General features: G+C 34.3%; 14 protein-coding genes. 6 read left to right on the top strand and 8 right to left on the bottom strand.

Annotated elements, in window-relative coordinates:
• The first annotated feature begins 25 nt into the window (after positions 1-25).
• The 5 genes from ACODR7_RS09440 to ACODR7_RS09460 all read left to right on the top strand — a co-directional run bounded on the left by ACODR7_RS09440 (position 26) and on the right by ACODR7_RS09460 (position 7541).
• The gene (locus tag ACODR7_RS09440; RefSeq protein ID WP_488838793.1) at positions 26-1444 is read left to right on the top strand and encodes a hypothetical protein; all 1419 of its coding nucleotides are present in this window, start codon (positions 26-28) and stop codon (positions 1442-1444) included.
• 850 nt (positions 1445-2294) lie between these two features.
• Complete coding sequence (locus tag ACODR7_RS09445; RefSeq protein ID WP_488838794.1) at positions 2295-4019, top strand: hypothetical protein; 1725 nt, start codon at positions 2295-2297, stop codon at positions 4017-4019.
• A 350-nt stretch (positions 4020-4369) separates the two neighbouring features.
• Positions 4370-5077 carry an aspartate/glutamate racemase family protein gene (locus ACODR7_RS09450; RefSeq protein ID WP_488838795.1) on the top strand — a complete coding sequence of 236 codons (708 nt, stop codon included), beginning with the start codon at positions 4370-4372 and terminating at the stop codon, positions 5075-5077.
• 46 nt (positions 5078-5123) lie between these two features.
• Entirely contained in the window at positions 5124-6071 is a 948-nt protein-coding gene (locus tag ACODR7_RS09455; protein ID WP_488838796.1) for a BPSS1187 family protein, read from the top strand.
• A gap of 360 nt (positions 6072-6431) precedes the next feature.
• On the top strand, positions 6432-7541 hold the full coding sequence (locus ACODR7_RS09460; RefSeq protein ID WP_488838797.1) for a heparan-alpha-glucosaminide N-acetyltransferase domain-containing protein: 1110 nt from the start codon (positions 6432-6434) through the stop codon (positions 7539-7541).
• A gap of 73 nt (positions 7542-7614) precedes the next feature.
• Here the strand turns inward: ACODR7_RS09460 and ACODR7_RS09465 are convergent, their stop codons facing one another.
• The 3 genes from ACODR7_RS09465 to ACODR7_RS09475 form a co-directional block, all read right to left on the bottom strand.
• Complete coding sequence (locus tag ACODR7_RS09465; RefSeq protein ID WP_488838798.1) at positions 7615-7968, bottom strand: cupin domain-containing protein; 354 nt, start codon at positions 7966-7968, stop codon at positions 7615-7617.
• 19 nt (positions 7969-7987) lie between these two features.
• A complete protein-coding gene (locus tag ACODR7_RS09470; protein ID WP_488838799.1) occupies positions 7988-8407 on the bottom strand; it encodes a DoxX family membrane protein in 420 nt (139 codons plus the stop codon).
• Positions 8408-8919: 512 nt separating this feature from the next.
• Positions 8920-9711: a helix-turn-helix domain-containing protein gene (locus ACODR7_RS09475; RefSeq protein WP_488838800.1), complete on the bottom strand. Its 792-nt coding sequence runs from the start codon at positions 9709-9711 to the stop codon at positions 8920-8922.
• A gap of 297 nt (positions 9712-10008) precedes the next feature.
• Between ACODR7_RS09475 and ACODR7_RS09480 the strand changes: the two genes are divergently transcribed.
• Positions 10009-10521 carry a thioredoxin family protein gene (locus ACODR7_RS09480; RefSeq protein ID WP_488838801.1) on the top strand — a complete coding sequence of 171 codons (513 nt, stop codon included), beginning with the start codon at positions 10009-10011 and terminating at the stop codon, positions 10519-10521.
• An 81-nt stretch (positions 10522-10602) separates the two neighbouring features.
• Here the strand turns inward: ACODR7_RS09480 and ACODR7_RS09485 are convergent, their stop codons facing one another.
• The 5 genes from ACODR7_RS09485 to ACODR7_RS09505 all read right to left on the bottom strand — a co-directional run bounded on the left by ACODR7_RS09485 (position 10603) and on the right by ACODR7_RS09505 (position 12529).
• Entirely contained in the window at positions 10603-11202 is a 600-nt protein-coding gene (locus ACODR7_RS09485) for a hypothetical protein (protein WP_488838802.1), read from the bottom strand.
• 133 nt (positions 11203-11335) lie between these two features.
• Positions 11336-11731, bottom strand: coding sequence for a DUF7674 family protein (locus ACODR7_RS09490; protein ID WP_076596531.1), 396 nt, complete (start codon positions 11729-11731; stop codon positions 11336-11338).
• 51 nt (positions 11732-11782) lie between these two features.
• Complete coding sequence (locus ACODR7_RS09495) at positions 11783-11914, bottom strand: hypothetical protein (RefSeq protein WP_262484568.1); 132 nt, start codon at positions 11912-11914, stop codon at positions 11783-11785.
• Between the two features lie 82 nt (positions 11915-11996).
• A complete protein-coding gene (locus ACODR7_RS09500; RefSeq protein WP_488838803.1) occupies positions 11997-12353 on the bottom strand; it encodes a DUF7674 family protein in 357 nt (118 codons plus the stop codon).
• An 11-nt stretch (positions 12354-12364) separates the two neighbouring features.
• Positions 12365-12529 carry a hypothetical protein gene (locus ACODR7_RS09505; protein ID WP_488838804.1) on the bottom strand — a complete coding sequence of 55 codons (165 nt, stop codon included), beginning with the start codon at positions 12527-12529 and terminating at the stop codon, positions 12365-12367.
• Between the last annotated feature and the right edge of the window lie 107 nt (positions 12530-12636).

The raw sequence follows: 12636 nt of genomic DNA on the forward strand, positions 1-12636 counted from the left end.
TTTATTTTCTTTATTAATGTGTTGTATGAAGTTATTTTCACAGCAATACACGAAAAGAGATATTGATTCTTTATTGATAAAAACCAACGAAGTACTCCGAACGAGAATTTCTGATGATGATCTTATCCGTTGGAATAAAGGAATCATAAAAGAAGCAGTCCGGATTGGCTACCGGGAAGGAGAGGCAATGGGATATGCCAATATTGCCAACCGATATATATTTGGTGGTGATTTAAAGAAAGGATTAGAATACCTGAACAAAGCTGAAGATATATCTAAGAAAAGCAAGAATGATTTTCTTATTGGTAAAGTAAACGAAGAGTACGCACAGGTTTATAATAAGATGAATGTGAGCAAGTTGGCTTTGGAATACAATTCAAAAGCTATGAATTACGGTTTGAAGTTAAAAAAAAATAATCGTGACTGTCGTCTATTTTTACGTTATGTCTACTCGACTAGATCTGTGTATATGTACTCAGTTAATCAACCGGATTCTGCAATGATTTATCTTCATAAATCATTAAAAATAGATGTGAATCCTCTCGATTTATCCAATATTGCAAGGCATTATACTTTATATGAGGTAAGGCCTGATTCTGCTCAATATTACTTTAAAAAGGCTTTTGAAATTTTAGACACCAAGTATTTCAATCATAATAAATATCAGAGAGCTGTTGTTTTACAAAATTATGGAACATTTCTGCAAAGTCAGGGAAAAAATAGCCAGGCCATTGATGCAGTTAAGAGGTCAACAGAGCTTGCAAAACAGGTCAATAGGCCGTCAATTATTCTTGATAATTATAAGGAATTGTCTACACTTTATAAAAAAGAAGGCAATTTTGATAAAGAAAATGAATATCTGAACAAATCGATCTCATTGCAAGACAGCTTGGATGCCAATCAAAACCAAGCCATAGATCTTTCCATTAACAGATTGAATAAAGACAGGGAAAATGAAATGGTTCAACTTAAAAATCAAAATAATGCCACTTTATGGTATAGTTGTATTTCAATACTGTTGATTATTTTAGTTGCCATTTACCTTTATTTACGCATAAGAAAGAAGAGAAAGAAGCTCATGGAAAGCGAAAAAATAATTTCTGAAATAGAAAAAGAAACGAAAGATCTGAAAAGAAAGCTCAATGAAAATTATGAAAGTATCATCCAGCTTGCCAAAGAGAAGAAAACTGATTTTTTTCCTAAATTTCAGGAAGCATATCCGGAATTATGTAATGAGTTATTAAAAATAAATTCTAATCTTTCTAAATCTGATTTATCTTTTTGCGCCATGATATGGCTGGGTTTTTCGTCAAAGGAAATTGCTCAGTATATCTCTATGGAACACAGATCTGTACAGACAAAAAAGTATAGAATACGAAAAAAGCTAAATCTGGAAGCCGAGACTGATCTGTATCGTTTTTTCAGATCTATATCTGAGCTATAGAAATTTTGATTAGCACAACGAAGCTATTCATTCTTGTATTATATTTTGGATTTTCATTTTATATTTATTGATTTAACGTCTAAGAAATGAGTTGCCTGTAATCTTTAAGAACATGCGTTTTTTATAACGTCATAATGTATCTCTTGTTTGATTAAGGGGATGATATATATTGTTTTCTTTTTTGTCCAGGAATTATGATGCTGTCGATCTATAATCACATCGTTTTCCCATCTGAATTATCATCAAGGAACTTAATACTTTTCTTTTCTGATTGTATTACGGTATAAGGTTTAGAATTTTTAATGTATTTATGATAAAAAGAATAGAGTGGTTTAGCTTTTTCATAAGGATTACTATTAAGCAGATTGAGAATAATTCTCTTAATTAATCAAAATGCTTCTTTTTTGAAAGGGAATAGATGCACAGTATCATTTCGGAACTTTGCTTTCTGCATTTATTTCAGCCACATTAACCCATTAATTTTGTCATTTATTATTTAGGAGGTTAGTGTTCCTTATTTCTAAGATTTTGAAAAAATAAATAACTGTTTTTTTGATATTATTAACTATCGATGCAAAAGGAATCAATAAACAATTCATTGTAATTTTTATTATAAGATAGTAGGTTATTTTAAATATATGTGAATAAGGAATGTTTTTTATATGAGTTTTTGAATATTTAAGATATAATGCATGAATGTTGTATCGTGATGTATGGATGATGTAGGGCTGGAATTTGAATTTTGTTTCAAAGTGTTCTAATATTGCACTGTGTTAATTCTATGACACTATACACAACATAAATGATTTTTTAATACCTAACTAATTTATTTAAATTAATTAATACAAAAATGATGAAAAAAAAATTATTGTTAACAGGCACATTTGTTATGTTTTCACTGGCGGTCAGATCACAAGTGGGGATTAATACAGGTAATCCTCAAGGGATATTTAGTGTTGATGGGCTAAAAAATAACCCAACAACCGGAGTACCTACTGCTGCTCAGGCTAAAGATGATCTGATGATGTCTCCCAATGGAAATGTCGGAATTGGTACAATTTCTCCAGGTACAGCTTTAGACGTGAATGGTGCAATTACCAACCGTGAAACGGCTTTAACTGTTGCTGCTAATACAGTTTCTGTTCCTGCCAATGTGAGTTTGGTACGGCTTACCGGGGCTGCTACGGCAACGGTTGCTATTTCTGCATTTGCTGCTCCTAACCCTGGCCAGCGTCTTATTGTTTATAATAACACCACAGGTGGATTTGGGGCTACACTGGATGGCGTTATTATTCCTAATGGCAAGGCACTGGAATTCGTTTTCAGTAACTCATTCTGGAGGTCTACTGATGGTGGTTCGGCTACAACTTCTCCTGTGAATATTTATAACGCAGATGGTACACTGACAGGAAATCGTACCGTTACACAGGGAGCCAATACGTTAGCATTCACAGGGACACAAACCAATGCTTTTTCTGTAGATGGAAGTACCTTATCAGTGGATGCAGCCAATGGCCGTCTAGGGGTCGGTACCACAACACCAGATACCAAACTTACCATAAGCACTCCTGATAATAGCTTCGGTTTGAATCATACCAACGGTACAGTTAATCTGAAAACCTATATTGGAGGAGGGGTAGGTTATATAGGAACCACTACTCCGAACAATCTAAACCTTACTACTGATAATATAGCAAGAGTAACTGTTACCTCTGGAGGAAAAGTAGGTATTAACACTTCTCCTGGTACTTCACTGGATGTGAACGGGGCAATTACCAACCGTGAAACTGTACTAACTGTTTCTGGTAATAATGCTACGGTTCCGCCTAACGTAAGCCAGGTACAGCTTACCGGTACTGCTACAGGAACAGTAACCATTACGGCTCCGGCAGCTCCCAATGCCGGTCAGAGACTTATAGTTTATAATAATACCACAGGAGGATTTGGAGCTACACTGGATGGCGTTACCGTTCCCAATGGCAAAGCACTGGAATATATTTTCAGTAACTCTTACTGGAGATCTACTGATGGAGGAACTGCTGGAGCTGTCCCACAAAATATTGGCGATGTTAAACCCAGTTTTTCAAATTCTGATCATAACGGATGGGTAAAACTAGATGGAAGACCGGTAGGTAATCTGACCGCTAACCAAAGAGCTGCGGCAAATTCTTTAGGCTTTTCATCATATATTCCTAATGCTACCAACTCCTACTTAGTGCAGGATAATGCCAGACTGGGAAGTGTAAACAGCAGTAACAGCCGCAAAATCTCAAGAAATCAATTGCCTGATTTCCAGTTGTCAGGAGCAACGAGCTCAACGGCTCCGAGTATAAGGTATGATATAATCTATAATAATGGTGTACCATCAGACAACGTACAATCACGTACATTTTTAGCAGGAAAAATAGGCACTGGCTGGAGACAGCAGGACAATCGTAATACTAATGTACTGGCTCAAGATGCGCACAACCATACATTTACCACTAATAGTGTAAACGGTGGTGTAGCACAGCAGTCCATCAATATACAGCCGCAAAGCTTAAGTGTAAATATGTTTGTGTACTTAGGAAAATAAGTAGTATATCTTATCAATAAAACATAGAAATGTCAGATCTTTAATTTAGGAAAATAGAAAGAAATAAGGATTTCTTATTGTTGAAAATCTGCAATATGGATTTTTAATATGAGGGCATTTTCAGGATGTAAAAAAAATAAGCTGTACTTTTGGGTATAGCTTATTTTATTCATTAAGAATAGAATCTGCAATAAATACCGTAGTTATTTTTCAGGTAATTGGTATTATGAACGAATAATTTAAAAGATTATATGGAATATTCTTAAGATAAAAATAAAAAATACTTCAATTGATTTATGTTTGATTACAATACAAATTCTATAGAAAATCATCAAAATATGCAGCATCCTATGTTACGAAAATTAGGTCTTATTGGAGGTCTTTCCTGGCATTCAACGCTGGAATATTATGTCCACCTGAACCAAACAATAAACGATCATTTTAGTAATAATACAAATCCTCCTCTTGTATTAGTAAATCTTGATCAGTATTGTATGCATCAGTTACAAAAGTCGGATCATTGGGATGTAATTGCAAAAATGCTGATTGAAGCTTGTGATCAGTTGTATAAAGCCGGAGCATCTGCCGCAATGTTTTGTGCAAATACACCCCATAAAGTGTATCATGATGTACAGCCGCATAGCATGATTCCCATACTGCATATCGGAGATGCGATAGGCGCTGGGATTAAAAAGAAAGGACTCCGTAAGGTTGGGCTTATTGGGACAATATTTACCATGGAGGAGCCATTTATTGAGGAAATCCTAAAAGAGAAATATGACATTGATATGATTGTGCCTGATAAAAAGGAAGACAGAAAAAAGCTTCACAGGATTATACAGAAAGAACTGTCACTTGGTATTTTTAAGCCTGAAACCAAAAAATATATTCTGGATCAAATTGCAATCCTTGAAGCAATGGGAGCTGAAGGCATTATATTGGGCTGTACAGAATTCCCGCTTATTGTAGGACAGAATGATTTGAAAATACCGGTGTTCAATACTACATTATTGCACGCTCAAATGGGAGTGGATTTTATTCTTGGATTTAATTTTTAATGCTTATTTATAGAGTTTTAATTGTTTAATTTAATTTTAATTACTAATGGAAAAAAAGACCTCATTATACATCATAAAGGTGTTTGTTTTTTTGTTTATGGTAAGTTTGTCTGCAAATCTGACAGCGCAAAAGGGAACTTCTGCTATTGATTTTTCCGGATATAAAACACTCAAAGTGAAACCCAGTGAAGCTGATCCCTCGGTAAAAAAATGGGACAGTGTACATATTATACTTTATGACAAAGCCATTAAAAATAATAAGGTGTTACTGTGGCTTACCGGAACCGGCGGATCGACTGATCATGTTCCTCAAAGTTTTTTTAAAACAGCATTGGATCAGGGATATAGGATTATAGCACTCTCTTTTATGAGTTCACCTGGAGTTTCGCAAGTTTGTAAAGAAGATTATTTGGATAAAAATATTGACTGTGCGGCAGAATTCCGTAGAAAACGTATTTATGGTGATAATATATTCTTGCCTATTCCGGATCAGTATCAAGATGCCATCATACCCCGTCTGACAAAACTTTTACAGTATCTGTCGAAAAATGATAAAGAAGGTGTATGGTCTCAATATCTGAACCAGAGCACAGGTAAGCCCGTTTGGAGCAAAATAACAATAGCGGGCCAATCCCAGGGTGGAGGAATGGCAGAATTTATTGCTCAGCATGAATCTGTAGCAAGAATCATCAGCTTTTCGGGAGGCTGGGATTACAGTGATTCCAAAGCGAAAAAGATCGCAGGCTGGTACTCCCAACAATTCGTAACACCCCCTCAAAATGTTTTTGCAACTTACCATGTGAAAGAATATGCCGCTACAGAGTTAGCTGAAATTTGTAAAGAACTGCACATTCCTGCAGATAATGTTTTTGCTTTAGATCAACCTATTACCCGAATAGTGAATCAAACTAATTCTAATCCATATCATGGGGAAGGAATTAAAAATCCGGTATATCAACCTATCTGGATAAAAATGCTTGGTTCGGGACTGTAAATTTTAAGGTTGTTTCTGATAGCTTTTTAATTGTGCATACAAATTTGATGATCAGAACTGCCTGATTTATTATCATTATAATGAAACTCTTCCGGACTGAAGAGTTTTTTGTTTAAGGGATTGAGTATTATTTGTTTCGTTTTCGTATCATTTATGGAAAATTACACACCTGGAGTGAGATAATATGTGTCCTGATTCTTCTTTACTGCTAATAAAGATTTAAATAGTAGTATTTTATGAAAATTGAGTCATGAATTATGAGAAGTGTATTTAATTTGTATATTTGATTTTATTTAGAATAAATAAAAATATTATTAATGAATACAATTTTATCCATTTAATCCACACTTACTAAAAACTATGGAACAACAAAGCAAAAGAATCCTTACTCTTGATGTGATAAAAGGTATGAGTGTTATCGGAATGATCATTATACATACCTTATTGGTGTATGCGAATGTAAAATCACAATATGAAACAGCTATCGGCAGTTTTATTGTTTTTCTCGGAAGGGGAACTTCTATTTTTCTGATCTGTATGGGAATCACCTTCATGACTTCCAGCCATCAAAGCCTTATAAGTGCTTTAAAACGTGGTGCTTTACTGGTGTTTGCTGGTCTTTTTATGAACTTTATGAAGTTTATGATCCCTGTGATTTTTAATTTTGCTCCCGATAATTTTATTCAAAAATACGGATGGCATGCGCCTATAGAACAGCAGTATGTATATCTGGTACAGCTGGGAGATATTTTACAGCTTGCGGGGATATCTTTATTGTTCATCGGATTTATCAGAGAGTATGTGAAAAATAAGTATATCATGTTGGCTATAGGTTTATTTGTTGCATTAATATCCAGAGAGGTAAGCGGAATTAATCTGGATTATCCTGTGATCAATTATATCCTGGATTTACTTTTCAATACTGATTATCCTGCCTATGTTTATTTCCCTGTTTTTCCATGGATGGCTTTTATCATCATCGGAATGTTCTTCGGGAAATGGTTTCGGGAACTGAACTACGATATCCATCAGCTATTTAAAAATATGCTCTATGTGGGATTATTGTTCATCTTGGTAGGAGCACCGTTGGTTTTTCTATATAGCGATTATCATTACAATGGTTTTTATCATATGGGTCCCGGAGGCGTTGTTTATTTTGCAGGCTGGACTTTACTGCTTTTATGGCTGATTAATACTATTACGGTCAATGTTAAAGAAAACAGCTTTATGCGGATCCTAAAATACTGCAGTAAAAATTTAACTTCAATGTACATGATCCAATGGATACTGATTTCATGGGGAAAAGGTGTCTTCGGATACAGACAACATGAAATTGGATATGTATCCGTACTTATCTTATTATATATTATTCTCACTTTTTCAATGCAGACTTTGGTGGATCTTATAAGAAAGAAAAAGACCCTAATAGACTTCAGGTTAATATCAGGTGATAAAAGGGTTTTGAAATAATAATTCAATCTTATCTTTTCAAAAATTATAAAACCACGGTAAAAGTTTACTGTGGTTGAGTTTTGTAATCTACCTAAAGAATGTCTACTTCCTCCGGTATTACAAAAAGAATGGTACAGCCCTGTTCTGATTTTACAGAATGTTTAAAATTGGGTGGAGTATACAAATAATCTCCTTTCTCAAGATGAGTTCCTGCAATAGTTGCATCACCTTTCAGGATAAATAATTCTTCACCGGCAGGATGATTGTGATAAGGATAGCTGGCTTCCGGTTCAAATTTTAAAAGAATACTGGTAGAACGGTTTTTTTCAGGATCAAATTTTAAAGATTTTACAAAAATACCTTCATAATGAATCCCTTTTTCAATTAAAGGCTGCCATTCTTTCTGTTCTGTTTTTACGATGTAATCGTGGATGTTGGTGTTCATAATATATAAATTTTAATTGTTATGGATGTAAAAATTGGTCTAAACTCCATGGGGAACGGGAAAAAGTACTCAGGAGAAAAGCTCCTGCACTGAATGCAAAGACTGAATAGTCAAGCGGTTCTTTAATTCCGTAAGAAATACTCATAGCAACCGCAAACAATAAAGTAAGAAAAGAAGCACAAAAGGATGTCTTCTTTATCCGATATCCCAGAAGAAGCATAATACCAATTGAAAGTTCAGCTGCTGTTGAAATTATTGCAGTCACAGGCGCCCACGATTGTGGCAAGAATGAATTGGTTTCAGCAGTATACTCTACAAATTTTTTCCAGCCGGAAGATTGAACTCCCCAAAGATTCAGTCTGCTGGCTACTGCAGACAAAAATCCGACAGCCAGAGCAATTCTTAATAAAAAAACGGCGGTATCCTGTTGCGTTTTCATACGTATAATTTTTAGGTTTTAATTACAGTACAAAGTTCAGCGAAAACCGTCGCCTAAAGAATAGACAATTCCGGGAAAAGCATGTAATATTTAATTAAGGAAGAGGGAAACAGAAGCTGGAAGTGATATGTATAAAACAATCCTGGACTAGCCTCAAATGCTGTAGAGAATTCAGTATATTGACATTTAGCTATAAATTTAAACACATCCTTCATCAGAATCGATAGAATATCGATTCACTTCTTTGCTCACTTAAGATAAAACGGAATTGAAAATAAATCTTTGCGTATTATAAAATCCAGCATTACAAATTTCTCCAACTTTTAAGACTGATTCGGAATTAATTCAGACGCAAAGTTTTAAGAAGTTGATATTATATTTTTAAGGAGGCAAAGGTGGAATCAATTTCATTGATTCTTTCTAAGCAACAGGATAGCCATATTGCTTCATCAACAGATTATTACATTTTTTACCTGCCCCCAACTTTGTACCGATATCCATCCTGACTTCTTTTAAATTTCCTTTACCGTCTTCTGATACTCTTTGGGAGAGTGTGAGGTATGTTTTTTAAAGAAGTTCGAGAAATAGAAAGGATCATTGAATCCAAGCTGGTAAGCAATTTCTTTTACGGTAAGTTTTTCATACAGTAAAAGTCTTTTCGCTTCGGAAATGGTCAAGCTGTAGATGACATTCTGAGCCGTTTTGTTGGTATGAAGTTTTGAAATCTCATTCAGTTTGGTTTCAGTAGTTCCGAGAAGATCAGCAAAATAAGAGACCTGATAATTATTTTTAAAATTATTTCGTACGCTTTCAAGAAACTTTAAAAATAAAGCATCGGGTTTCCAGATCTCATCACCATGGGCAACTTTACTGCGGTTGATTTCTACCAGGAGCAGTTCAACCAGAGAATGTGTAGAGATCAAATATTGATAAGGTTGTTCCTGAATTTCATTTTCAATAGTATTCAATGTTTCAGAGAAAAATTCAGGATGTTGTACAGTGATCATTTCATTCATCCCAAAATGACAAAAGAGGCCATTGTGGAAGATAAGTTCAATATCACTGTCACTTTTACAGAAAAAATCCAGCGTAAATTCCAGGGCTGTAAGTTCTCCTTCAACAGATTTTAACTGATGGAACTGTCCTGAAGTAATGGTTACAACCTGACCGGTTTTCATCATAAAAATATTTTCGTCAATCAGAATTTCTGCATTTCCATGTTGACACCATAATAAAGTGTATCTGATGATCCGTCTTGGTTCAGGATATCCTGTCTGGTTAGAGTACTTTCTTATTTCAATCATTTGGGGAAATTGGAACTTAGGGCTGACTAAATTACAAAATGTTTAAATAAATTAATTGACTTATCCGTTTAATTAATACTCGGGATTAATGATTAAAAAAGGTTTTCTTATTGAGAGCCCTTCTACAAGCTCAGGGTGACAAGTGGAATACCAACCGAAATTTTTGAGCGTTGTCAGGCTGAGCCTGTCGAAGCTATTATAACTAAAAAGGGATAGGTCAATAAATTAATAAAATATGAAGTTATATTGATAGAAAAAATATCTAAATTCGTTTAAGTTTTAAACAAAAAAATCAGAATGAAATACTCAAAAATTATTATCGTTGTAACCCTGTTATTGTTTCAGTTGGGCACAGCACAGGAAAAAGCAGATGTTGTATTAAATAAGGCTTTTAAAGAAGCTAAAGCTGGAAATAAAAATGTTTTGCTTGTTTTCCATGCTTCCTGGTGCAAATGGTGTAAAATGATGGAAAAGAATATGGATCTTCCAGAAACCAAGCCCATTTTTAATAAAAGATTTGTCACAGCCTATGTAGACGTTCAGGAAAGAGAAGATAAGAAAAGTCTTGAAAATCCTGGTGGACAAGACCTTATGAATAAATATAAAGGTGGAAATGCAGGACTTCCTTTCTGGGTAATTCTAAACCCAAAGGGAGAAGTGTTGGCAGACTCTTTTGATGCTAAAGGAGAAAATCTGGGATCACCAGCCACACCAGAAGAAGTAAATACTTTTATTGCCAAACTGGGGAAAGCCTCAAAACTGAGTACTGAAGAATCGCTGACCATAGAGAAAGTATTTGTGAAAAAATAAAAACTTTTCATTTATTATAAAACAAATCCCCGGAAATATTAAGTTCCGGGGATTTGTTTTTTGAATCATCATACATGACAATCATTCTTTATACGTATATTCAATATTGGTCCATAAAACCTGATCACCTGCTTTTATCATTTCAGAAGGATTGGAAAATATATTGACAAAAATATTTTCGTATTGGGTAGTCCCAAAATGAGCGCTTTTAGTAATCAATAGTGCGTCATGGTCATTTCGGGGTACTTTTTTAACGTATCTGTATGTTCTTTTTAAAGTGAACGAGGAGGTGTTTTTATTGAAATCACCAATATAAGATGGTTTATTATTGTTATTTTCTTTAATTAATACGGAGTCGTTGACGATGGTAAAATTGTAGGTGAAATCTGTAGTTGAGGTTTCTGATAATAATTTTATCGTTTTGTTTTTAAGATCAAGGGTTATTTTTCCCCAGGCAGGTTCCTGGTACAGACTCCAGTAATTGTTGAGATAAGATTCATCCGGTGTAGACTTTTCTCCGTTTGATCCTTTGTACAGCACTATATTTTTTACAGTATAGCTTTTAAATTGAAATGAGTAAACCTCTTTATCAACAGGTCTCGGATCATCAATTATATTATCGTTGTTTTCACACGATATCAATGACAATGCCATCATCAGGGCATAAAAAGAGTATTTCATGGTATATTTTTATAAAAAGAGGTTTCACGCCTATTAGTGAAACGGAATAGAGTGGAAATTATAATGTAGCAAAGATAAAAATAAAAAGGTGAAAAGGTAAATAAACACTTACCTTTTCGCCCTTTAGCTTAATTTATTTCCCAAAATACATCTGATCCTGCTTCTGCTGTTCATTATAAATGATCTGGAAGCTGACAGGCATATATTGGTAAAGAAGTTTCCAATGTTGGATCTTTGCATGTTTTTTGAAGCTTTCGAAAGATCTTACAAACAGGTTTTCAATCATGGTTCTTACATAAGAATTCCCGTTTCTGTAGATCCAGTCCATCAGTTTGATGTGATGGGCAATGATATTGATCTTTGATTCCTGCAGCAGGTGCTTCAGATAATTCACGGTAGCCTGCATGATTCCTGCAAAATTGTCCTGTACAGACAACTGGGTGATCTCATGGCGAAGTGGCGGATAGAAAAATTTTAAGTATTCAACAGCTATTTTTTGATTAATAGTTTGCATTTGTACTTTCATCATAATTAAGAATTTTTCAAACACTTTATAATGCAGCTAAATGTATACCAAAATTTAAAGACAGGCTGCAAAAATAAATACTCCTACGATCACGGCGATGTGAGTAAGCAATATCTCTGTATTATGTCTGTTAGTAGTGGTTTTCCAGGTTTTCCAATCTGAAATTCGTCTTATTTTATTTTTCATAATCTATTGATTGTGAGTTATTTTGGTTTTTGTTTAATTTAAACACTTTGTAATGAAACGGATGAAAAATGTAACAAAACCTTTATATGCCGTGGCTGTAAATTTGTCTTGAATACACCTTATGAAGGTTGTCAGAAATATGACTAAAAATCACTTTTCTGTATTCTTCACTACAGAAAGCGGTACAATTGTCCAGAGAATAGATAAAAGTGGTCTCAATAGCATTTTTTAATATTGTATCTCCGTCCGTGTATATTTTGTCCATTTTCTGTAAACTTCTGAACAGCAGATTTCTGTCATTCTGGCGGATCATATTTTTAATACGTTCCGTGAAAGTCCGTATGATGCTGTATGAGTTTTGAATTTTAATTTCTTTTATTTCCTTTTCAAAGTCGGGAACCACATCGGTGATTTCCTTTACGGCTTGTAAATAGTTCATCGTATTATATGTTAATGGTGATAGTGTTCGAGCATTTTGATGAAGGCACCAAAAATAAAAATGGTTAAAAAAGCGAAAAAGAGCATATGATAAGGTTTCAGCCATTTTGGAGTTGCCGGGCCTCTGCTTTTTAATCTTCTGAGCTTGTCGATTCTGTTTAAAGTCTTTAAGTCCATTTTCTATGTTTTCAAATCATGATGCCAATGGTATTCCGTTAGAAATATACCTTGTTTAAATTGTTGATATTTAAATTATTATGATTTTGTTGCTGAGTTTTTAAAAC

The sequence above is a fragment of the Chryseobacterium sp. FG46 genome (genome assembly GCF_057809135.1).

What these genes read in the sequence shown, in the direction of transcription:
- ACODR7_RS09490 (WP_076596531.1), bottom strand. Translation starts at nt 11,731, where the DNA reads ATGATGAAAGTACAAATGCAAACTATTAATCAAAAAATAGCTGTTGAA.
- ACODR7_RS09445 (WP_488838794.1), top strand. Translation starts at nt 2,295, where the DNA reads ATGATGAAAAAAAAATTATTGTTAACAGGCACATTTGTTATGTTTTCA.
- ACODR7_RS09475 (WP_488838800.1), bottom strand. Translation starts at nt 9,711, where the DNA reads ATGATTGAAATAAGAAAGTACTCTAACCAGACAGGATATCCTGAACCA.
- ACODR7_RS09460 (WP_488838797.1), top strand. Translation starts at nt 6,432, where the DNA reads ATGGAACAACAAAGCAAAAGAATCCTTACTCTTGATGTGATAAAAGGT.
- ACODR7_RS09455 (WP_488838796.1), top strand. Translation starts at nt 5,124, where the DNA reads ATGGAAAAAAAGACCTCATTATACATCATAAAGGTGTTTGTTTTTTTG.
- ACODR7_RS09480 (WP_488838801.1), top strand. Translation starts at nt 10,009, where the DNA reads ATGAAATACTCAAAAATTATTATCGTTGTAACCCTGTTATTGTTTCAG.
- ACODR7_RS09485 (WP_488838802.1), bottom strand. Translation starts at nt 11,202, where the DNA reads ATGAAATACTCTTTTTATGCCCTGATGATGGCATTGTCATTGATATCG.
- ACODR7_RS09470 (WP_488838799.1), bottom strand. Translation starts at nt 8,407, where the DNA reads ATGAAAACGCAACAGGATACCGCCGTTTTTTTATTAAGAATTGCTCTG.
- ACODR7_RS09440 (WP_488838793.1), top strand. Translation starts at nt 26, where the DNA reads ATGAAGTTATTTTCACAGCAATACACGAAAAGAGATATTGATTCTTTA.
- ACODR7_RS09465 (WP_488838798.1), bottom strand. Translation starts at nt 7,968, where the DNA reads ATGAACACCAACATCCACGATTACATCGTAAAAACAGAACAGAAAGAA.
- ACODR7_RS09505 (WP_488838804.1), bottom strand. Translation starts at nt 12,529, where the DNA reads ATGGACTTAAAGACTTTAAACAGAATCGACAAGCTCAGAAGATTAAAA.
- ACODR7_RS09495 (WP_262484568.1), bottom strand. Translation starts at nt 11,914, where the DNA reads ATGAAAAATAAAATAAGACGAATTTCAGATTGGAAAACCTGGAAAACC.
- ACODR7_RS09450 (WP_488838795.1), top strand. Translation starts at nt 4,370, where the DNA reads ATGTTACGAAAATTAGGTCTTATTGGAGGTCTTTCCTGGCATTCAACG.
- ACODR7_RS09500 (WP_488838803.1), bottom strand. Translation starts at nt 12,353, where the DNA reads ATGAACTATTTACAAGCCGTAAAGGAAATCACCGATGTGGTTCCCGAC.